Annotated in this window: 16 protein-coding genes and 1 pseudogene; 6 read left to right on the forward strand and 11 right to left on the reverse strand. The window is 56.4% G+C overall.

What is annotated here, in order from left to right; translation table 11 throughout:
- Nucleotides 1–20: 20 nt before the first annotated feature.
- A complete protein-coding gene (locus tag ABD796_RS18855; RefSeq protein ID WP_344910454.1) occupies nucleotides 21–992 on the reverse strand; it encodes an ABC transporter ATP-binding protein in 972 nt (323 codons plus the stop codon).
- 171 nt (nucleotides 993–1,163) lie between these two features.
- Here ABD796_RS18855 and ABD796_RS18860 point away from each other — a divergent pair, with 171 nt between their 5' ends.
- From ABD796_RS18860 to ABD796_RS18870, 3 genes and pseudogenes are all read left to right on the forward strand, one after another.
- Nucleotides 1,164–2,057, forward strand: coding sequence for a LysR family transcriptional regulator (locus ABD796_RS18860; RefSeq protein WP_344910457.1), 894 nt, complete (start codon nucleotides 1,164–1,166; stop codon nucleotides 2,055–2,057).
- Nucleotides 2,058–2,184: 127 nt separating this feature from the next.
- Nucleotides 2,185–3,048 carry a hypothetical protein gene (locus ABD796_RS18865; RefSeq protein WP_344910459.1) on the forward strand — a complete coding sequence of 288 codons (864 nt, stop codon included), beginning with the start codon at nucleotides 2,185–2,187 and terminating at the stop codon, nucleotides 3,046–3,048.
- 250 nt (nucleotides 3,049–3,298) lie between these two features.
- Nucleotides 3,299–4,059: pseudogene (locus ABD796_RS18870) on the forward strand (glucose 1-dehydrogenase).
- A 224-nt stretch (nucleotides 4,060–4,283) separates the two neighbouring features.
- On the opposite strand, the gene ABD796_RS18875 reads toward ABD796_RS18870, so the two are convergent.
- The 7 genes from ABD796_RS18875 to ABD796_RS18905 form a co-directional block, all read right to left on the reverse strand.
- Nucleotides 4,284–5,372, reverse strand: coding sequence for a GerAB/ArcD/ProY family transporter (locus ABD796_RS18875; RefSeq protein WP_344910461.1), 1,089 nt, complete (start codon nucleotides 5,370–5,372; stop codon nucleotides 4,284–4,286).
- 24 nt (nucleotides 5,373–5,396) lie between these two features.
- Entirely contained in the window at nucleotides 5,397–5,621 is a 225-nt protein-coding gene (locus ABD796_RS18880; RefSeq protein ID WP_344910463.1) for a hypothetical protein, read from the reverse strand.
- Entirely contained in the window at nucleotides 5,618–6,823 is a 1,206-nt protein-coding gene (locus tag ABD796_RS18885; RefSeq protein WP_344910464.1) for a Ger(x)C family spore germination protein, read from the reverse strand. Before ABD796_RS18885 ends, ABD796_RS18880 begins: the two co-directional genes overlap by 4 nt.
- Nucleotides 6,820–8,325: a spore germination protein gene (locus ABD796_RS18890; RefSeq protein WP_344910466.1), complete on the reverse strand. Its 1,506-nt coding sequence runs from the start codon at nucleotides 8,323–8,325 to the stop codon at nucleotides 6,820–6,822. The genes ABD796_RS18885 and ABD796_RS18890 overlap by 4 nt, the downstream gene beginning before the upstream one ends.
- A 750-nt stretch (nucleotides 8,326–9,075) precedes the next feature.
- Nucleotides 9,076–10,293: an MDR family MFS transporter gene (locus ABD796_RS18895; protein WP_344910467.1), complete on the reverse strand. Its 1,218-nt coding sequence runs from the start codon at nucleotides 10,291–10,293 to the stop codon at nucleotides 9,076–9,078.
- A gap of 139 nt (nucleotides 10,294–10,432) precedes the next feature.
- The gene (locus ABD796_RS18900; RefSeq protein ID WP_344910469.1) at nucleotides 10,433–11,014 is read right to left on the reverse strand and encodes a TetR/AcrR family transcriptional regulator; all 582 of its coding nucleotides are present in this window, start codon (nucleotides 11,012–11,014) and stop codon (nucleotides 10,433–10,435) included.
- A gap of 83 nt (nucleotides 11,015–11,097) precedes the next feature.
- Nucleotides 11,098–11,529 (reverse strand): Lrp/AsnC family transcriptional regulator, encoded by a 432-nt coding sequence (locus ABD796_RS18905; protein WP_344910471.1) that lies wholly within the window; start codon nucleotides 11,527–11,529, stop codon nucleotides 11,098–11,100.
- A gap of 123 nt (nucleotides 11,530–11,652) precedes the next feature.
- Here ABD796_RS18905 and ABD796_RS18910 point away from each other — a divergent pair, with 123 nt between their 5' ends.
- Nucleotides 11,653–12,405 (forward strand): MBL fold metallo-hydrolase, encoded by a 753-nt coding sequence (locus tag ABD796_RS18910; RefSeq protein ID WP_344910473.1) that lies wholly within the window; start codon nucleotides 11,653–11,655, stop codon nucleotides 12,403–12,405.
- A 99-nt stretch (nucleotides 12,406–12,504) separates the two neighbouring features.
- On the opposite strand, the gene ABD796_RS18915 is transcribed toward ABD796_RS18910, so the two are convergent.
- Nucleotides 12,505–13,935 (reverse strand): DHA2 family efflux MFS transporter permease subunit, encoded by a 1,431-nt coding sequence (locus ABD796_RS18915; protein ID WP_344910625.1) that lies wholly within the window; start codon nucleotides 13,933–13,935, stop codon nucleotides 12,505–12,507.
- A 286-nt stretch (nucleotides 13,936–14,221) separates the two neighbouring features.
- Here ABD796_RS18915 and ABD796_RS18920 point away from each other — a divergent pair, with 286 nt between their 5' ends.
- Nucleotides 14,222–14,815: a TetR/AcrR family transcriptional regulator gene (locus ABD796_RS18920; protein WP_344910475.1), complete on the forward strand. Its 594-nt coding sequence runs from the start codon at nucleotides 14,222–14,224 to the stop codon at nucleotides 14,813–14,815.
- Between the two features lie 207 nt (nucleotides 14,816–15,022).
- Complete coding sequence (locus ABD796_RS18925; RefSeq protein WP_379120697.1) at nucleotides 15,023–16,291, forward strand: MFS transporter; 1,269 nt, start codon at nucleotides 15,023–15,025, stop codon at nucleotides 16,289–16,291.
- Nucleotides 16,292–16,432: 141 nt separating this feature from the next.
- Here the strand turns inward: ABD796_RS18925 and ABD796_RS18930 are convergent, their stop codons facing one another.
- Together ABD796_RS18930 and ABD796_RS18935 are read right to left on the reverse strand one after the other, a co-directional pair.
- The gene (locus ABD796_RS18930) at nucleotides 16,433–17,629 is read right to left on the reverse strand and encodes a TolB-like translocation protein (RefSeq protein ID WP_344910477.1); all 1,197 of its coding nucleotides are present in this window, start codon (nucleotides 17,627–17,629) and stop codon (nucleotides 16,433–16,435) included.
- A gap of 180 nt (nucleotides 17,630–17,809) precedes the next feature.
- Nucleotides 17,810–20,737 (reverse strand): glycosyl hydrolase 2 galactose-binding domain-containing protein, encoded by a 2,928-nt coding sequence (locus tag ABD796_RS18935; RefSeq protein WP_344910479.1) that lies wholly within the window; start codon nucleotides 20,735–20,737, stop codon nucleotides 17,810–17,812.
- Between the last annotated feature and the right edge of the window lie 33 nt (nucleotides 20,738–20,770).

Genomic DNA, 20,770 nt, shown 5'->3' on the forward strand with positions numbered 1-20,770 from the left:
TTTCACTTGTAAGTCCTCCCTTAATTGGCTTTCATCTGATGGATTTGCTGCGGGGAGACATAGACCCGCATCGTCTCTCCGACGGGTAAACGCTGGTGATGATAGGCCGCCCAAGTTCCCATCGGCCCCATATCCAGCTGCAGCTCGTATCGCTCGCCCACATAGCTGACGGTCGCGATCGTGCCGGTATAGCTGCTTTCCTCGCGGTGCTCTGCCGTAAACCGGACATGCTCGGGCCGAATCATCGCGCGGTCCCGCTCGATCCAATTCGACTTCCCAATAAAACGGGCGACGAACGGATGGTCCGGGCGACGGTAGATCGTTTCCGCATTGCCCTGCTGTAAAATCCCGCCATCCTGCATGACCACAATCTCGTCGGACATCGACATCGCTTCGATCTGATCGTGGGTGACATACAACGCGGTCAGCCCCATGCGTTGAACGAGACTCATCAGCTCGACCCGCATCTCATCGCGAAGGACCGCATCGAGCGCGCTCAGCGGCTCGTCGAACAGCACCAGCCGCGGCTTCGTCGCGACTGCGCGGGCGAAAGCGACCCGCTGCTGCTGGCCTCCGGACAGCTGGTCCGGATAGCGCTGCTCCATTCCGCTCAAGCGGACCATCGCGATCGCCTCCTGCACGCGTTCCCGCAGATCCTTCGTCATCTTCGCCGCCCGCAAGCCGAACGCGACATTTTCAAACACAGTCATGTGCGGCCAGAGCGCAAAGTCCTGAAACACCATGCCGAAGCCGCGGCTGTGGACCGGTTTGTCCATCCTTCGCGAAGAAGAATGAATGCATTCGTCCCCGATGCGAATTTCGCCGCCGTCCGGCTGCTCCAGACCGGCGATCAGACGCAGCAGCGTCGTTTTGCCGCACCCCGAGGGGCCGAGCAGCGTCGTGAACGTTCCCTGCTTGATGGTCAAATCCGTCGACTTCAAAGCCGCGACCTGGCCGAACGATTTGCGGAGTCCGCTGATTACGACATCCATGTTTCTTCTCCCGCCTTCGTTTGTTACTGGTTCAAGTGTACAAGACAAACAATCGCGAAGTGTTAGCGCCACGTAAAGCTACTGTTAAATTTATCAATGGATACTATATAGTTTCATAGATTTAATCTATAATAATCCTGACCGAATCGAACTTGGCGGAGGATGAGCAGCATGAACATCAGTCTGTTGAAATTTCAAATCATCGAGCTGCTGGCGAAGCACGGGAAAATTACGTCCGTGGCCGACGCCCTCGGGCTGAAGCAGCCTACGATCACCTTCCATATGAAAGGCTTGGAGCAGGAATGGGGCGTGCAGCTGTTCGAGGCGCGCGCAGGCAAAACCCATTTGACGGAAGCCGGCTATGCGCTGCTGCATTATGCGGTCAAAATCAACGCGCTGGCCCGCGAAGCCGGCCGCGTCGTGCAGGAGTTTGCCGATGCGGGACGCGGAACGCTGAGCATCGGCGCGAGCTATGTGCCGGCGACTTACGTGCTGCCGGTCGTGCTCAACGCGTTTGCCGCCGTTCATCCGAACATTTCGATTTCCTTGGCCGTCAAGACGTCCCCGGTCATCGAAGAGCTTCTGGTCCATCACGAGATCGATCTCGGCATTATGTCGGCGGAGCCGTTCCAGACACCTTCCCTGCATTCGGAGGCAATCTGCGAGGACGAGCTGGTGCTGATCTGCGCCCCGCAGCACCCCATTGCCCAGTCTGCCGATCCGGACCCCGAGCGGCTGGCCCGGTTTCCGTTCGTCCTGCACGGCCAGCAGTCCAGCACGCGGCGCATGACCGACAAGTGGGTACGCGCCAACGGCATCCGGCTCAATACGCTGCTGGAGCTTGACTCGCTGGAGGCGATCAAGCAAACGGTTATGCTGGGCAACCACATCTCGTTTATTTCCAGACTTGCCGTTAGTCAGGAAGCCCGGCAGGGACTGCTGGCGATCAGCCCGATTCCGGGCAAGACGTTCAGCCGCTTCGTTTACTGCGCCGTCAATGTGGACCGCAAGCCGTCCGCCTTGATGGAATCGTTTGTCTCCCATCTGCGGAAGGTCGAGCTTTAGTAAGATTCCTTTTTTTTACAATAACTACATCGGCCGTTGACATGGAGAATACACAATCCGTTTACCGTTAAGCTTGAACGCAGGCAAAGACTTGCGTCGACTATACCGGTTAAGGGAGATGAGCTTGATGAAATGGAACAAAGCTTGGACGGGAGCGATGGTTGCCGCTGTATCGACTTTATTGGTAGGCGTCACGCTGTGGGCGGCCCCGCCCGTCAAATCGGCGAGCAACATGGTGCCGGACTACGAGGTGAAGCTGCTGATGAACCCGACGGCGGTGCTGAACTCCGATCATAAGCTGAAAAGCGGGGTGCGCAATGCGTTCGACATGCCCGATACGGTGACGAAGATGAACGTCTTGTTCATGGACACCGACAACCGGGATTTGTACGACAACGGCTGGAGCGCGAGAATCCGCAAAATCGAGGACAAAAACGACTTCGAATTGACTTACAAAAAGCGCTACCCGATTGTGAACGGCAATATTGCCGCGGCTTTGACCCAAGCGAACCTCGAAGGGTTCGACAGCACCGATACGAACTACGAGGCGCAGGTGGAATGGGGCTATCTGAACAAAACGCTGAGCATCTCGACGAAAAAGACGGGCAAAAAATCAGGCTACAGCGGCATGGACCTGCCTTCCGCCAAAGATTCCCGCAACCTGCTGACCGCCAACATCCCCGGTAAGCTGGATCGCTGGCTCTATACGGGCTGGGGGACGGTCATGCTGAACGACTCCCGTAAGTACGGACCGGTGCTGGCCAAACGGTATATCGGCGAATGGAACCAGACCGAGCTTTACATCGAAATATGGCCGATCAAGGACGCCGACGGCACCGGCACCGAATATATCGTCGAGGCTTCGTTCAAAACAGCCAACCAGACCGACGCCGCGTCGAAGCAAAGCCAGCTCATCTCCTATCTGCAAGGCCAAGGCTGGCTGCTCGCTCAAGATTCCTTGAAGACGCAGCTCATCATGGACCGGTACTGACGGACCGGAAAGTTCGCACAGGCCCCTTCCTTTTCATACGAAGACGCTTCTATCTCCCGTTTTGTTCCGGGGCGAGGGGGCGTCTTCTTCGCTTGAGCCGCAAGCCGTGCCGCGGCTAGCCGGGTACGGATTACAAAATCCACCACAATGTCATACTAAATACCGTTCCAGCTTGTTATGATGGAGAGGACAACTCGGAGCCCCGCCGGAAGACGATCGAACGAACAAAAACCGGGAAGGATGAGGAACGATGAAGCTGCAAGGGAAAGCCGCCGTCATTACGGGGCCGCATCGGGAATGGGCAAGGAAATGGCTCTGCTGTTCGCCAAAGAAGGAGCGCGCGTCGTCGTCGCCGACATTAACGAAGCGGCGGTCAACGCCGTCGTGCAGGAAATCGTCGCTGCCGGAGGAGAGGCTGTCGGGACGGTGACGAACGTTGTCAAAGAAGAAGACGTCGCGCAGATGATCGACACCGCCGTCCAGCGTTTCGGCAAACTGGATATATTGGTGAACAACGCCGGTATCATGGACCAGATGATGTCCGCCGAAGCGGTGACGGACGAGATGTGGAACCGCGTCATGGACATTAACGTTACCGGGCCGATGAGAGCCATTCGCAAAGCGATCCCGCTCATGACGAAGCAAGGTCACGGCGTCATTATTAATACGGCTTCCGTCGGCGGGCTGTACGGGTCGCGAGCCGGCCTCGCCTACACCGCCTCCAAGCACGCGGTCGTCGGCATGACCAAAAATGTCGGCTTTCAATACGGCAAGCTCGGCATCCGCTGTAACGCGATCGCCCCGGGCGCCGTCGCCACCAATATCGGCACGGGCATTACGCAGCCCGATCCGTTCGGGTTGGAGCAGGCGATGGCCGGCATGGGCTTGCAGCGCGGTGAAGCGGCCGAACCGGTGCGCATCGCGACAGTCGCCCTGTTCCTCGCCTCCGACGACTCCAGCTTTGTCAACGGCACGGTCATTACCGCGGACGGCGGCTGGTCGGCTTACTAAGCTTCTGATCGCGCCCGCCACCGGGGACAGCTGGACAGACGTCAGTCTAGGGCGGTTCGGGTAAACAAGCGTAGCGGTTACGGGACAACCCTGATCGTTTCGTTAGAAAGTCGCTTCATCTACACGGTCAAAAAGCCGGCAAGCGAGCAGTCCGTCCAGGACTCTCCCGCTTCGCCGGCTTTTGCCGTTTGCCGTTTTCTTTACGTAAACCTTCGTCTGCGCGCTTATCGCGACGTCAACCGCTTCCGGACCGCGCCAATCGCCGCGATCGCAAGCGGAATGACCAGCACATGCAGCATGGAATAGACGGACCATACCTTTTGGATAATTTCCCCGACATAAACGGTGTTGATGTACGTATTCCAGGCAATGACGAGCACAAGCATGGCCAGCGGATAGACCAGCGGTTGGTAGCTTTTCAGCCGACATAACGTTTGGAACCCTTTCAGCATCGAGAAAAACAGCAGCATCGTCTTCATGAAAAACGTCAGTACCCAAATCGTGATGAGTAGTCCTTCCACGCGCTGCAGGAAATTGCCGATATTGATCGTCTTGGCCAGCGCGAAGGCGGGAAACGTACTGTTGGCGGACTGCTGGACGCCGAGCACAAGCACGCTCAACAGCACGACGGTCGATAGCATCAGAGAGCCCAGGGCGGTTCCTGCCAAGTAGCCGTGTGAAGCCTTCTTCCCTTCCCTGACGAGCGGAATGAACATAAGCAGCACGACCAACTCCTGAAACATCGCGGAATGCAAGCCGGCTTTGACGACCGGGGCCCAGCCTTTTTCCAGAACGGGCTTGATGTGATTCCAATCGATCTGGGGCAGCAGCGCGAGCGCCAGAAAAAGGAACAGGACGATGACCCATGGAAACATCAGTTCGCCTACGCGAGCCAGCACCACGATGCCGAGACGGGCGCACATGACAACGGCCGCCAAAAATAGGATCTGGATCGCTTCGATCGGCGTCTCCGGCATAATCTCGCTGGACAGGAAAAAGCCCAAGTTGCCGAGCAGCGTGCCGGCCAGAATGAGGAAATAAAACAAATACAGCAGCGTCAACGCTTTGCCAGCCCATGTCCCGAGCGCCGCCTCGTGTATTTCGAACAGCGTCCGGCCCGGATACAGCCGGGTCAGGACGATATAAAGCGCAACCATCGCCATATTGATCATCAGGCTGACCAGCGAGGAAAGCCAGGCATCTCCCCCGGCGGTTCCCGCCAGCCCGGCCGGCGTCACCAGGATGGACGTTCCTACCGTCAAGCCGAATGTCATGATAAAAAACTGCCGTCCGGCCAGACCGTTCTCCCTCATTACGCACACCTACCCTATCGACGGTTATGATAGCAGCCCGCTCAGCGGCCGCGTAGCCGCGCGAATCCAATCGAGCGGACGGGGCATGGGCAGCCCCAGCCATTCCGCCCCGATGGCGGCAAAGGCGATGGTCCACAATATCCCGAACACGACCGTATCCCGCGTCGAGCGCAGCTTCAACAGGCGAGGCGCTTCCGCAACCGGGACAAGGAGAAACAGCAAGGCCAGCGTCATGCTCCAGTTTATCATTCCCTCATCTCCCGTCGTACCGGCTGGACGATGGAACCGATGCGCCGTATGGTAACGTCCGCTTCGACGCTCACCTTCATCCCGCCGAAGCTGTCCTTCCATCGTTCCCGGTATTTGGCCCACACGCTTGGATATTTGCGGTGCAGCACCTCGCCAAACCCGAATATATCGGCCCCGTATTTCGTTTGCACTTCATGAATATTCCCTTCGAGAGAACGGGCGAATTTCTCGTTCAGTTTCTCCTGAATATTCTCGATCGTAGCCGGTTTGCTCAAATCCATCGAGCATTCTGCCGCATTCAGGTTCGTCTCGACGTCCAAACGAACGGTAAACTCCGGCTTGCCGTCTTCCCCGAGCGAGACGTCAATATCGCTGTCCGAATGGACAATTTCCACCCCTGCGATGCCGCTGCCCGGACACGGCACGTAGCCGATCGTCGTATGGACCTCGTCCAGCACGTAGTTGGCGGTCTTGCTTGAGCTTTCGTCCAGCCAGCCGACTAGCCGATCTTCTTCGAACACGCCCAGTCCGGCATGCTGGAGCAGCGCGTCGGGGTCGATCTTATGCAGGTTGCCGAGGGAGCTTCCCTTTTCCGCGCTGCCGGTCACATGAACGCCGGACAAGACCGGATTGGAGCCCTCCCGACCGAGCTCGGTAATGAATTTTTGCAGTGTGACTTTTCCCGTAGCCGCCCATTTCTGATGGGAAATCACGATGGACGTGTACAGCGAATTGGCGGGAACATGCTCGAACGGTGTCACGATCTTCAACACGTCCGCAGCCTGGGCTCCGCGAGAGACAAGCAAAAAAAAATCGGTCCGGAGCTGCTGATTGCGCGAAATAAAATCCAGCGTATCGCTAAGCCCCTTTCTCGCAAGCGCCTCGCCGAACACCAGCACGCGGACGTGGGACAAATAAAGCATCCGAGGCGCTTCTATGAGCATCCGCTGCAGCGCGTCCGGAACGGTCCTTCCTTCCGAGCTGTATGTGATGACGGGTGTCGCTCCGCTGGTGCTCTTCTGCGTTCTCACCTCATTGGGATTGAGTACCTGCGCCGTCACGGCGTAGCCGTTCTTGTGCAGGTCGATACCGAGCGCCACGACGACCGCCAGCTCATTCAGCTCCTTCCGGCTCCAGCAGCCGCTAAGCAGGACGGACAAACACGCAAGCAGCAGCACCGTCTTTGCCGCGCGGCCCCTCATGGCGCGCCTTCCTCTTGCCCGGGCGCCGAACGGTCCGGGCTCTCATGGGCGAAATATTTCGCTACCGTTCTGCGGGACAGCCGCAGCAGCGCATCCTTCTGGCTTCTCCAGGTGAAAGGCGCGAACGAGGTCATATAGGGAATGCCCATGGACTCCAGACTGCATAGATGCAGCCCGAGCATCACCATGGCAATGATAATGCCGTACAAGCCGAACGAAGCGGCGATCCCCATCAGTACGAATCGCAGCAGCCGGACCGAGATCCCGATGTTGAACGCCGGCAGAGCAAAGTTGGCGATCGCCGTAATGGAGACGACGATGACCATCGCCGCCGAGACAAGTCCGGCCTCGACCGCCGCCTGCCCGATCACGAGCGTTCCGACGATCGATACCGACTGGCCGATCGATTTGGGCAGACGGATGCCCGCCTCCCGCAATATTTCGAACGTTATCTCCATCGTAATCGCCTCGATAAACGCCGGGAACGGAATGCCTTCCCGTTGGCCGATCAGGCTCATCAGCAGATTGGTCGGTATCATTTCCTGATGGAACGTCGTAATGGCGATATAGAAGGAGGGCGTCAGCAGCGAGATGGCGAAGCATAAGTAACGAAGAAGCCGGACGAGGCTGGCGAAATCCCCCCGCTGATAGTAGTCCTCGCTGGATTGGAAAAACTGGGCGAACAGCGCCGGCACGACCAGCACGAACGGGGTCCCGTCCACGAACACCGCTATACGGCCTTCCAAAAGCGAGGAGGCGATCACATCGGGACGTTCGGAGTTGTAGACGGTCGGGAACGGGCTGTACCGCCGGTCCTGAATCAGCTCCTCGATATAGTTGCTTTCCAGGACACTGTCGAGTTCGAGCTGTACGATCTTGTCGAGCAGCCGCTGCAGCACGGCGGGATCGGCTTTGCCTTCGATGTGCATAACGGCCACATCGGTCTGCGTATCTTTACCGAGCTTCGTCTGCCAGAGCCGCAGCCGCGGGTTCCGAATGCGCCGCCGGACGAGCGCCGTATTGTCGCGCAGCGATTCGGTGAAGCCTTCCCGCGGCCCGCGGACGACGGACTGCGAGCTCGCTTCCTGCACATCCCGCTGCTTCAGCTGCTCCGTCCCGATAGCCAGCGCGCGGTCCGCTCCTTGCAGAAAAACGACCGTATTGCCGCATAGCAGCGCGGCGGTCGCCTGTTGGAGCGTTTCGACGGACGCTACTTTTCCTTCCCGCACGATACGTTCCCGAAGCAGTTGGAGCAAGTCCTCCCCGGACCGCTCTAAGCCCGCATCGCGCCAGTTGACGTCCTGATGAATCGCTTCGAGTATGTGCCGCGGCTCGGCCATGCCTTCGATATATACCAGGAACCCGGGAACTTCGCCGAGTACGATATCGCGGTAAATAATATCCGGACTGTCGCCGATCCGCTCGCGCAGCGCCTGCTTGAATGAAGAAAGCTCCGCCCTCCCCCCGTCCGGGAACAAACCGTCTTGCACCGGAACTTCCATACCGTCCGCCCCCCTTCCTCTGTCTGGTTAGGGTATCCAATTGCCGCGGATTCTATCAGAACGCGCAGGCAAAGGAGGGCAGGTCATAAGAAAAGCGTCGGATCGAGTTTAGCAAAATGAGCGGCGCGGCACGAAAAAAAGCCGGTTCCGCGGCTTTCGGCTCTCCGTAGTGCTCGAAGGAACACTAAATTGGCAAAATGGCGGACAGCCGGCGCGGATAAGGTTCTTTCGGACATTAGCCGAGGCCTCCACCGCGAAAAAACGCCGGTTCCGCGGCTTTCGGCGCTCCATAGTGCTCGAAGGAACACTATATTGGCAAAATGGCGGACAGCCGGCGCGGATAAGGTTCTTTCGGACATTAGCCGAGGCCTCCACCGCGAAAAAACGCCGGTTCCGCGGCTTAAATAAGCGATGACGGTTAACTTCGGTAACGATGGCTTTAACGGGGTGCGCAGATAGATTAAAAAAGCTTCGGATCGAAGCCAATTCGATGAAGCGCAGCCGAATTTTAGAGGTTGCTTTTCTTGGTACAGAATGTCGCTCTTCGACTTACACCGATTTACTGATTTACCGCTTTACCACTTTAGCGAAGTTAAACTTTCTGCAACGTTAAAAAAAGCCGCAGGCAGGCGTCTACGGCTGTTCACTCTAGCGAGTGTACGTTCATTCAATTGGTCCCGGTCTCGGTCACCGGCACAGGCATGGGCCGAAGGAAGCATTTCGCAAGTACGGCCAAGTCTAAGACGTATTTCATGGCTGCGCCAAGTCGGAAGAATCTTTCTGAAAGCGGTTATGGCTGTCTTTCAGCTTGAACAATCTCCAGGAGGCCAGCAAGGCGACGAGCAGACAGACGAGCCACGGCAAGCCCGGTCTGCCGAGATGTGTGCCCAGATCGTAGAACCAGCCCCCTACAATCGTGCTCAACGCACCGCCGATCGCCAACGAGTAGCCGTTAAAGCCGTAATACGAGGCGATCTGTCGCGGAGGAGCAAACGTCGGCACGACATCGATCAGCAGCGGGCCGGCGATCATCGTGCCGAGCGCGAATACGACCGAACCGGCCAGCAGCAGCCACACATTGAAGGCGAAAACAAACGCGAACAGCCCGAGACCCATGACGAGCGTGCCGAGCCCGATCAGCATAAACCGGTTTTCAAACCGCTGAATGAGACGGGTAACGCGAAACTGCAAAACGACGACCGACAGCGAAATAGCGGCATAGACGTAAGCAACGCCGCTCTTGCTCCCGGTTACCGTCTCGGCCAGCTGCGGCAGCGTCAAGAACAGCTGCATGAACAAGTAGTAATATCCGACGAGGATAAGCGTGTACGTGACAAAAGGCTTGTCCTTGAATATCGTCCGGATGTCCGCGAACACGCTGTCGCGCGAGAACTCCACCGTGAGCCTCGGCAGCGACCAGGCGATGACACAGCCGATCACGATATAGATGCCCCCGGACACAAGCGACAAATAAAAAAAATCGAGCGAGCTCAGCACGCTGCCGACGATCGTCGAGGAAACCATGCCCAGATTGGACACGATATTTTTGAACGAGAACAGTAATTTCCGATGCTCCTCCGGCGTGAGCCGCGCGAACGCAGCTTGATACGACGGATCGAACAGCGCTCCGCCCAGACCGGAAACGATTGCCGCCGCGAAAAACTGCCACACCTCGCCGCAGAAGGCAAACGCCAAAAAGCCGACCGCGCGCACCCCGACGCCGATCACCAGCGTCTCTTTGCAGCCGAATCGGTCTGCCACGACGCCCCCGACGAACGTCAGCCCTTGCTGCGAAAACTGCCGGACGCCAAGCAGGACACCGGTTAGCGCCAGCGACCATAGAAAGTGACCGGTCAAGTGCAGCGTCAAGTACGGAATCAAGGCGTAAAAACCCAAATTCATAAGAAAAGAACAGATGTACAGTGCTTTAATGCTGCTTGGCGCAACTCGCCACGCCTGCAATGCCATAGCCGGCCACCATCCTTTTGCGCTCCGCGTCCCCTCGTGCCGCATCTTCGGGGTACACGATAATGCACGTGCGTGCTCTATGCATTATAGCAAGGATTTGGCACTTCGGCTCCCTTTTTTTGGAGATATACGGACTGGATTATTTCAGCAGCGTGAGCGTCACCTCGACGCAATGATCGGCCATCGTACGCGGCGGCCGGGCTTTCATCATGACGGTCAGTCCGATCAGCGAGACGACGAGCGTCTGCGCCAGCGCCTTGTCATTCTCTCCGGGCTCCAGTTCCCCCGCTTTCCTGCCTCGTTCGATCGCCTCTTGAAAAATAGCCGCGAGGTACATCTGGTGTTCTCTGGTCAGCACCTCAAACTTCTCATCGTGCGGGGCCAGCTCCACGATCGTATTGATGCAAAAGCATCCCCGGTTGCGGTTTCCGGCGTATTCCGCTTCGACAAGCCCTTCGAACAGGGAGCGAAAGCTTTCTTTCACAGATGTTTTGCTATGCAGAATGGAGCGCAGCGCGAGGGCATGGGCTTGCGTATATTTGCGCAGCGCCGCTTCGAACAGACCTTGTTTGTCCCCGAAAGCGGCGTACAGACTAGGTCTCTGAATGCCCATGGCGGACGTCAAATCGCTCAACGACGCGGCTTCGTATCCTTTTTCCCAGAACAGCTGCATGGCCGCGTCCAGCGCCTGTTCCACATCGAATTCCCGTCTCCGCACCAATGGCCACCTCTTTTTGTATCGATCAGTATGATATGATTGTAATCTCTACGGGCAGGTCCGTCAAATCCCGCTCCTTTCAAGCCTTATTTAATCCGGTCGATGGACATACTGACTTTATAATTCGCAAACGGCAGCAGGCCGTCGAGCAGTTCGGACAATTGCCGCGAGTCGTCCACCGTAACGGCCATCCAGTAGCAGCCTTCCCCGCTGACCCGATGTACCTCGGCAATGCTTTCCTGGCTTGCCGCATACGCCTGAAATTTCTGGTGCGCCGCTCCCGAAGAGAGGAAAACCGTTACAAATGCCCGGACGGCAGGACCGACGCGGGAGGCATTCAAACGTATTGTATACCCTTCGATAACTCCGGCCTCCTCCAGTTTGCGCACCCGCGCACCGACGGCTTGGCCGGTCAGATGAACGCGCTCGCCGATTTCTTTGTTGGACAGCCGGGCGTCAGCCTGCAGCAGCTTCAAGATAGCCATGTCCAAATGATCCAACGTCAAGCCGCTTGTCATATCGATAAACTTCCTTTCACCGCGTAAGCCGGTAAAGTGATTTGCTTTCAGCAAGTTATGTAGCGATGCACGCGATTCTTTTATAATTGTATCATACGCCATTTTCGAAAGGAGCGATTCGTGATGGAAATACAACTTGTACGTAATGCTACGCTTTGGCTTGCCTACGGCGGCCTTCGGTTTCTGGTCGATCCGATGCTGGCCGATTCCGGCGCGTATCCCGCCTTTCCCAATACGCCCAACGATAGACGCAATCCGCTCGTTCCGCTGCCCGGTCCGGTAGAACAGTGGCTGGCGCCCGACGCCGTTATTGTAACCCATCTCCATAACGACCATTGGGACGGCACGGCTAAAGAACGCCTCTCCTCCTCCGTTCCCGTCATCTGTCAGCCGGGGGACGATGAGCAGATCTCGGCCGACGGATTTACGAATGTGACTGCGATCTCCGAAGGGCTCGACCAAAAGGGCATCATGTTGAATCGCACTAGCGGTCAGCATGGCACCGGCGAGATCGGCAAGCTGATGGGTAACGTATCCGGCTTCGTTCTGCGGGCTGCTGGAGAACCGACCCTCTATATCGCCGGGGATACGATCTGGTGCGACGACGTGCGCGAAGCGATCGACGCCTATCGTCCGGATGTGATCATCGTCAACGCCGGAGGCGCCCGGTTTACGTACGGCGATCCGATTACGATGGACGATAGGGATATTGCGTCATTATGCCGTTATGCGCCGGAAGCTCAAGTGGTTGCCGTTCATATGGATGCCATCAACCACTGCCTGGTCACAAAAGCGGACCTGGAGCATCGTCTGAAAGAACTTCAGCTTGCCGGACAAGTCCGGATTCCGTCAGATGGGGAAACGATTGCGTACTGATCCCAATTTGCTCATCATGCCGTTCCGCAACAGCAACAACGCCCATTCCGCTTCCGCGAGGGAAGTGAATGGGCGTTGCCTTTACTTAAGGTTTTAAAGTCAAACGGCTTTTTTCGTTTTCAAAACCCCGACTGTCTGTTCCCCGGAAGCTTGCTTCACGCGTTTGATAAAGAAGGAAAGCAACAGTCCCACTATGCCAATCCCGATAATGACGACATACGCATCATTGATTCCTTGGATGGTGGCTTCCGTAATCATTTGTTCTTTAGTCACGCCTTGAGCCGCTCCTGATGCTATCGTATCCGCGAGATGGGCAGCAGTACGGGTCGACATGACCGTCACGAGTAACGATGTTCCCACTGCGCCGGCTACTTGCCGAATCGTATTCGAGATCGCCGTGCCATGCGCGTTAAGCCGACTCGGCAATTGATTTAATCCTGCGGTTTGCAGAGGCATCATGAATAAGGCCATCCCGATCCTTCTGCCTGTAGACATCAGCACCAGGTAAGTATAGCTGGTGGAATCCGTCAAATTAATAAAGCCGGCAGTCGTGAGAATCGTAATGATCAGACCGATAACGGTCAGCCATTTCGCGCCATAACGGTCGAAAAGCTTTCCGGCGACCGGCATGAGAACGCCCATCACAAGCGCTCCGGGCAAGAGCAGCAAACCGGACTCCAGCGCGGAATAGCCGCGGGCACTTTGCAAATAGAGCGGCAGCAGCATCATATCGGCATACATCACCATCGTAACCGCGATACTGATAACGGTTGTTAAGGAGAACATGCTATACTTGAACGCCCGGAGTTCAAGTAACGGATTCTCGGAGACGAGCTGTCGCCAAGTGAATAAGGCGAGAGACAATATACCTGCACCGACGAAGGATAGCACCTCCGCGCTCGACCAGCCCAAGCTTCCAGCCCGGCTAAACCCGAACAACAGCGCGCCGAATCCGATCGTGGAGAGGACGACACTGAGCATGTCGATGCTGGTTATAACGCGTTCCGATACATTTTTCAAATAAATAAACCCGCAGATAATAACGATAAGGCCCAGAGGGATCATGCCGTAAAACATCGATTCCCAAGCATAGTTTTCAAGAATATACCCGGCGAGCGTTGGCCCGATGGCTGGGGCGAAAATGATCGCAAACCCGACCATGCCCATGGCCGCGCCGCGTTTTTCAGGCGGAAAAAGCGTCAAGATTACGGTCATCAGCAACGGCATGATGATACCTGCCCCAGCGGCTTGGATCATACGTCCGGTCAAAAGCACAGGGAAGGTGCCGGAGAAGGCGCATACGATCGTACCGACAAGAAAGATCATCATAGAGGCCTGAAAAAGCTGGCGCGTGGTAAACCGCTGCATGAGATAGGCCGTGATGGGAATAAGCACGCCGTTTACCAACATGTAGCCGGTAGTGAGCCATTGCGCTGTTGCAGCCGTGATGCTGAAATCCTTCATGAGCTCGGGTGTAGCCACACTCATGATGGTCTGATTTAGGATCGCTAGAAAAGCGCCTAAAATCATAATGAATAAGATCGGTCCCTTCTTTACATTCGTACTTTCTACTGCACTGCTGGTGCTCAACCTACTCCATCCTTTCAAGACTCTCTAGACTAAATTTACAGTGTGTTATATAATCAACACTATATTAATTAGATTATAGGCAAAAGAATCGGTTTTACAAGCGACACATTGATTCGATCATGTTAATTAGTTTACATCTTTCTGTTTTTTGTCGTTTACTCGGAAAAAATACTACAAAAAAACAGAAATCTGTCGCTATTGCATCCTTAAGGAGAGGGAACGATACATGGAGAATCGAACGTCCCGCACTGATCCACGGATCCTCCGCACGCGTCAATTGTTGAAAGATGCCTTTGTAGAGCTGCTTGAGGAAATGGAGATTGAGAAAATCTCGGTAAACCGCATTGCAGAGCGCGCGACCATCAATCGCGTTACGTTTTACCTTCATTACAAGGACATTCCGGATATGATGGAGAAAATGGCGGACGAGATGAACGAGGACCTCAAACGGATTCTGAGCGAGGAGCTGCGGGACCCGACTGCCACAACAGATGAAGATTGGCCGATGATGGTTAATTTGCTCGAACACATCGCGGAACATGCGAAGTTTTATAAAGTTATTCTTGCGTCGAGACGAACGCCGATTTTTACGGAACGGATGTTGAAATTGCTGACGGAAGTCATTACGGCGAGAGTAGATAAGCTGGGAAGCGAATCCTCCGTCGGTACGACCGGCGTGCAGAAGGACATTGCCATTTGGTACGGATCTTCCGCTTTGATTGGAACGATCGTCAGTTGGCTGAGGAAGGATATGCCGTATACCCCGGCTTTTCTCGCCAAACAGTTTTCTTTGATCCGTTCTCCTCAGAAAAAAAAGTAAGCTTGAGTATGCCTTTGATGGTTCGGGATTTCTGGAGTGAAATAAGGCTGTTCCGCAGTAGTCATTCTACTGTAGAACAGCCTTTTTAACTTGCCTCCAAACGATGCTTCGTGAATTTTGACGTTGACAGCCTGCGAAATTGCGATGTATAGTTAACGGGAAATTATTTTGTACCGATCGGTACTTTAAACAAGGAGGTTTGTCCGTATGAAGACCAGCCAGAGAAAAGATACCCCGATGCCACGACAAGGGCGGAGCAGACTGACGGCAGAGCGGGAACAAGCAGCACATGCGGCCTCTGAACATGCCGAGTCCTCTCCCCTACCCCGTTACGTGCCGCTGCTGCTCGCCGTCGCCTGCGGGCTCGCGGTCGCGAGCGTTTACTTCGCGCAGCCGCTGTTGGACGATCTGGCGCGCGAATTCGGCATTGCCTCCTCGTCGATCGGCATCGTCGTCACCGTTACGCAAATCTGCTATGCGCTTGGGCTGCTGCTGCTCGTGCCGCTGGGCGATGTGTTCAACCGTCGCAGGCTGATCGCCGTCCAGATGGCGCTGTCCTCCGCGGCCTTGTTGGCGGTCGGCTTCGCTCCGAACGGTATGCTCCTGCTCGCGGGCGTAGCCGCCGTCGGCCTGTTCGCCGTCACGACCCAGACGCTCGTCGCCTACGCGGCCAGCCTGGCTGCTCCGGCGGAGCGCGGTCGAGCCGTCGGCCTGGCGACGAGCGGAGTCGTCACCGGCATCCTGCTGGCGCGAACGTTCGCCGGCACAATGACCGATCTGGGAGGCTGGCGCTCCGTCTATCTCGTCTCCGCCGCGCTTATGCTCGCGATGGCCGTCGTGCTGTTCCGCGTGCTGCCGCGAAGGGAGCTGCCGCACGAGCGAATCGGCTATGTCCGGCTGCTTCGATCGGTGCCCGCCTTGTTCGTTCAGGAGCGCGTGCTGCGCGTCCGGGCTATCCTCGCTCTGCTTATTTTCACAGCGTTCAGCATCTTGTGGACTTCGCTTGTGCTGCCTTTAAGCGCCCCTCCGCTGTCGCTTTCGCATACCGCGATCGGGGCGTTCGGACTGGCCGGCGCCGCAGGAGCACTGGCGGCGGCCCGCGCCGGCCGGCTTGCCGACCGCGGGCTCGGGCAGAGAACGACCGGCATTGCGCTGACGCTGCTGCTGGCATCCTGGCTGCCGATCGGTTACATGAACCACTCGCTGGCCGCGCTGATTGTCGGCATCGTCCTGCTCGACTTGGCGGTGCAAGCCGTACACGTGACGAGCCAAACCATGATTTTCGCCGCGCGTCCCGAGGCGCGGAGCCGGCTGACCGCCGGCTACATGATCTTCTATTCCGCCGGCAGCGCACTCGGTTCCATCGCCTCTACCCGCATGTACGCTTACGCCGGCTGGAACGGAGTATGCCTCCTGGGCGCGGCGGTTAGCGGCGCAGCCCTGCTGTTCTGGGCGTTCACTCGCAGGATCGTCTGATGATTCCATTCCGCACCTTTGGCCAATAAAATTCGATCGGCCGGTTGAAAGGCGCCATGATTGTTGATCTTGGGTGAAATCACACTATACAAAAGAGAAGTGACTGTCTTCCTGAGCACCCGAATCCCCTCTCCCATAGGTTTATTTGCCTTCCAATCGCTGCAGTTCCCGCAAATCGATCATATAGACGTGCCGTTGTCCTTCGTGTGCGGAATCGAAGCTGATCGCAGTACCAGCGCGATTCCAGCGCGGATGCAGGTCGCAGCGGAAATCTCCCGCGATGTGCGGAGGCGTGTAGTACGAACCGAGCGTCACCCTCTGTTTGCGTATCAAATCGTATACGTACAGATGCCTCATATTGTCCTGATCCGGATAGCTGTCGTACAGCATCCACCTGCGATCCGGCGAGTAGCTGCAATGGCCGTCGCTTGAAAAAGAAGCCGCGTCGACAACCTCCGGTTCTCCTTTCATCCCGGGCGCATCCTCATAAAGATAAAGCTGCTCGCCGCGCGGGCCTCCTCCGAAAATGACAAAGCGACTCTCGTCCCGCCAGTGGTAGTGGGATTGCAGCGTATACAGAGACAGACAGCGAAGCCCGCTCCCGTCCGCGTTCGCCGTCATAAGCGCGGTCAGATGTTTCCCGCTGTGGGGCGGCACCCATCTGGCCAAGAACAGAAAGCGTGTGCCGATCGTATTGAACGTAATATGATTAATTGTCAATTTGGCTTCCACCGCTTGAAACACCGGCTTGATGAACGACCAAATTTCTTCCAGACTGACGATTGGCTGGGCATCCCCAGTCCGCAGATCGACACGGAAAATGCCATCTTCTGACGGGTGCAGCTCCGAGCGGAACGGATCGGCGATATCGGCGTAACCGTACCCTGGGCGGAAATCGAACATTCTGCCAAAATTGATGCTGAGCCCATATCTTCCGGTGGGATCGACATTGGCTACAGGCCTGGCCAAATACCGTATCGCTTGCGTATGCACGTTCTGTACGACGCTGCAATTGCAGCCATCCCGCACGGTATTGTAAATCACTTCGTCGTCTGGAGCTGAAGGATTCCATTGCAGCATCGAGCCTTGTTGAAAATTCCAGGCCGTCGTTTCTGCAAATCGGGTATACCGCCCGCTGTCAATCTCGATGAAGCCAAGCTCGGCTGAGTCGCCCGCCCGCTGCATCCGGTCGCAGAAAGGCACCCGATGAACGAGATGGCGTCGGTCGTTTCCGCTGAATGCCGGGTTGTCGTAATAGCCGAAAAAAGTCTGGCCTTCTTCATCAGACAGCCTTACGGACGGCACAAGTTCCCGTTTTCGAAGTGCTGGCTTCCCCATCTTGTCACTCCCTCCTCTTGAATATCCTGATACATTTGTGATTACGGTTAACCGTGTCCGATAGGTGATAGGAAGTCGGCTACAAGTTTCTGTCGAGTTTCAGTCTCCTGTTGAATCGGGAATTCGGATGCACGCCCGATCAGTTTCACCGGAACGTGCACCAGGCTCTGCCCCGCAAGTCTACGCTTCGGTCGTAACGTCGAACCGGATCGTGTAATAGCCAGACTCCGACAGCTCGGGCAAGAACGGTGACAATGCAACCTGCTCGAGCCCGCCCTGCAGTTCCACATCCCGATACGCCACCTGTTGGATCACCCGTCTATCTTCACTCAGAATGGACACATCGACATGAATGCTCGCCGCTCCTTTGGCGTTCAGGATAACCGGATGAATCTGGTCATCAGCGCCCAGCACCACATCGGTGTTGCCGTTGCATGCCAATATGTCTTGAAATCCCATCCGCAGTCCGTAAAAGCCCAGCTTCGCATGACCGTAAAAATCGATCGGCGGCTTCTTATACGTCACGTCGTTCGCCCCTTCGGACAAGCAGCACCACACCAAGCCATCGGCTCCCGCCAGCCTTGCCCGCTTCACCGCATGGAACGCGCCGAGACATTGGAATGCCTGCGATTCCTTCCATTCCGCAAACGTGAGCGGCCGGCCGATGCTGCCCTTGTCGTACGGTTTCTCATAGGACGGGACATGATGCCACGGCTCGTTCTCCTGCAGCTGCCAATTCGGGTCCCCCGTAACGGCAAATTCCGTCAGCAGGTACGCATGTTTCTTGCTCTTCAGCAGTTCTTCCTGCCATCGCCAGTCCTGCTTGCGCAGTTGATCCCACGTCTGCCCGTATCCGTTCAGCATGACATACGGATGACAGCTGCGTACGACATGTGGCGACGTCCAGCCGTGGGAGGCGTGTGCCGGACTGCCATCCTGATCCATCGTGCCGTCATCGTTGTAATACTGGTGCCGGTCACCGTACAAGCCGCCGCCGTAGTAGAGATGGGAGCACGGGCTGAGCAGCCGTGTCGGATCGAGATCTGCGAACAGCTCGACATAGGCGTCGTACATCCGGTCAATTTCCGCCAGGTTGCCGTGAAATTCATTGGAGCCTTCCCACATGACAATCGACGGATGGTTGATTACCTGCCGAATCTGACTCCTGTACGCTTCTTTGGGCCCCCAGCCCTCTTCGTATACACAGGTCTCCAACGTATCGATCATCCGCGTCGTCCAGATGAGCATAACGCCCAACTGATCGCATATTTCCCCATACCTCGGGTCGTTCGTGCCGTAGCCAAGCATATGCAGCCGGGCGGTATTGCCGTTCATTCGTCGGATCATCATCATTTGCCATGCAATCTGCTCCGTGCTTGGACATACATGATTGACCGGAATGTCATCGAAGGGCGGAAGAAACTGCATCAAAAGCGCCCCGTTCAGCATAATCGGCTTGCCGTTCAACCGGACAGAGCCGCCCTGCTGATCAATCGTACGAATCCCCGTGACGACCGTCTCGTCGTCGACTGGCGTACCTACAGGGTCAAGCAATTGCAAGCTGAACTGATACAACACCGGGTGATCGACATCCCAATAGTCAGCCTCCATCCGAAATCTGCCGACCAGCTTTGTCTGCTCCCCCGCCTCGACAACGATCGGCTGTTCGAGCAGCTCTTCCCATGCACCCTCGGTCGGATACCATCTGCGCGCCTTCACCCGCATTTTTCCGCAAAATGGATTCGCTCCCTCATGCGCAACTTGTGCCTCAATCTCGATCTCCGCCATCCTCTCCCCGCCCACGCTGCGGGTGCGTACGACCGGTTCGCTAATGACACTTGAGCCGGTCTGCTCGATGCGCATCCGTCCCGCAAACCAGCCGTGATACACGTCGGTATTTCTATGCCACGGGTAGTAAACCTCCGGGGCTCGCGGGTAAACCTGGATCGCGAGCGTATTGGCTCCATCCGAGGTCACATAGGCAGTAATATCGATACGCGCCTGCAGGAAATGCTTTTGTTCCCGTACAAGAGTCCCATTGACCCATACATCTCCGTGCGGATCCAGCGAATCGATCACCAGTATGACACGTTTGTTCGCTTCGACAGAAAAAGTCTTGCGCAGCAGCAACGGTTTGTCTCGTTCCCGAAATCCGCCTACCGCACACGGAAGATAGGTCCGGCTCCAAGCGGAGTCGTCATAACCCCGCTGTGTCCAGTCGAGATCGATCGTATCAACAGGTCGTTCCATATCTACCTCCTCGTACGGAACACCGTTCTTCAGGCCAGACCGATAGAAACGCAAGCCGCGTATACGCCATGGTGCACCTGGATGCATCCCGCCGTCGAAAAAGATATTGTTCAACTGATCGCAAGCACACGGAAACGGAATCGGTTCCGATGTGTCATGATCGCCGAATTGGACCGTATAGGCCTGCTGCTGCCAATCCAGTTGAATGCGAACCGGCATCCACTCGCCAAAGGAATACGTTCCCGCATCCTCCATTCGCGGATGCCACATGCTGCTGCCGTATGCTTTCCTGTGACCGGTTGCCAGCCACTTGATTTTGACCGCATGCAGCGTATCGAAGCGCAGCTCGAAGCTTCTGCCGATGCTGCTGTAGTAATGATGACTGCTGACAGCGGATTGAAAAGCCGGGTCGATCCACATCTCCAACGAAACGTCTGTCACTTGCGCAGCTTCTGCGAGCACATATTTCGCACAGCATACAGGGGCAATCTCTTCGTCGCTCAGGACGAGATGTCCCTCCTCCATGGACGCGCCGGTGCCGTACAGCTTCCAGCCTGGACGCTCGCCTCCGGCCGTTGTATACGCCAGTTCGGTCAGCTCGGTTTGTTTTCGGATCGCCGTTGTCGGCCGAGGCTTCAAACGGTTTACAGCGTCCTGCAGCTCTTGCCGGGGCACGACCGGCTTCGCAAGGTCGTCATCGTCAAACCAGGCCTGCGCCTGCTTCGCATAACTTGCCAGAAAAGCAACTCGCTGCTCCGTATCCAGCACGCTGTCCGGGCCACTGAAATCAGTCGAGCCGCCCGGGCGTTTATGCCCGTCGTAATACACATACTCGCAGGTTGCAAATTGCTTCTTCATCAGTCTCGTTCTCCTTGATGAAACCTAATATTT

Source organism: Paenibacillus hodogayensis, assembly GCF_039536325.1.
Taxonomy (GTDB): domain Bacteria; phylum Bacillota; class Bacilli; order Paenibacillales; family NBRC-103111; genus Paenibacillus_AB; species Paenibacillus_AB hodogayensis.

Bases quoted from the DNA above. Each gene is read 5' to 3' on its own strand.
- ABD796_RS18855 (WP_344910454.1), bottom strand. From the start codon at position 992: ATGGATGTCGTAATCAGCGGACTCCGCAAATCGTTCGGCCAGGTCGCG.
- ABD796_RS18860 (WP_344910457.1), top strand. From the start codon at position 1,164: ATGAACATCAGTCTGTTGAAATTTCAAATCATCGAGCTGCTGGCGAAG.
- ABD796_RS18865 (WP_344910459.1), top strand. From the start codon at position 2,185: ATGAAATGGAACAAAGCTTGGACGGGAGCGATGGTTGCCGCTGTATCG.
- ABD796_RS18875 (WP_344910461.1), bottom strand. From the start codon at position 5,372: ATGAGGGAGAACGGTCTGGCCGGACGGCAGTTTTTTATCATGACATTC.
- ABD796_RS18880 (WP_344910463.1), bottom strand. From the start codon at position 5,621: ATGATAAACTGGAGCATGACGCTGGCCTTGCTGTTTCTCCTTGTCCCG.
- ABD796_RS18885 (WP_344910464.1), bottom strand. From the start codon at position 6,823: ATGAGGGGCCGCGCGGCAAAGACGGTGCTGCTGCTTGCGTGTTTGTCC.
- ABD796_RS18890 (WP_344910466.1), bottom strand. From the start codon at position 8,325: ATGGAAGTTCCGGTGCAAGACGGTTTGTTCCCGGACGGGGGGAGGGCG.
- ABD796_RS18895 (WP_344910467.1), bottom strand. From the start codon at position 10,293: ATGGCATTGCAGGCGTGGCGAGTTGCGCCAAGCAGCATTAAAGCACTG.
- ABD796_RS18905 (WP_344910471.1), bottom strand. From the start codon at position 11,529: ATGACAAGCGGCTTGACGTTGGATCATTTGGACATGGCTATCTTGAAG.
- ABD796_RS18910 (WP_344910473.1), top strand. From the start codon at position 11,653: ATGGAAATACAACTTGTACGTAATGCTACGCTTTGGCTTGCCTACGGC.
- ABD796_RS18915 (WP_344910625.1), bottom strand. From the start codon at position 13,935: ATGATTTTAGGCGCTTTTCTAGCGATCCTAAATCAGACCATCATGAGT.
- ABD796_RS18920 (WP_344910475.1), top strand. From the start codon at position 14,222: ATGGAGAATCGAACGTCCCGCACTGATCCACGGATCCTCCGCACGCGT.
- ABD796_RS18925 (WP_379120697.1), top strand. From the start codon at position 15,023: ATGAAGACCAGCCAGAGAAAAGATACCCCGATGCCACGACAAGGGCGG.
- ABD796_RS18930 (WP_344910477.1), bottom strand. From the start codon at position 17,629: ATGGGGAAGCCAGCACTTCGAAAACGGGAACTTGTGCCGTCCGTAAGG.
- ABD796_RS18935 (WP_344910479.1), bottom strand. From the start codon at position 20,737: ATGAAGAAGCAATTTGCAACCTGCGAGTATGTGTATTACGACGGGCAT.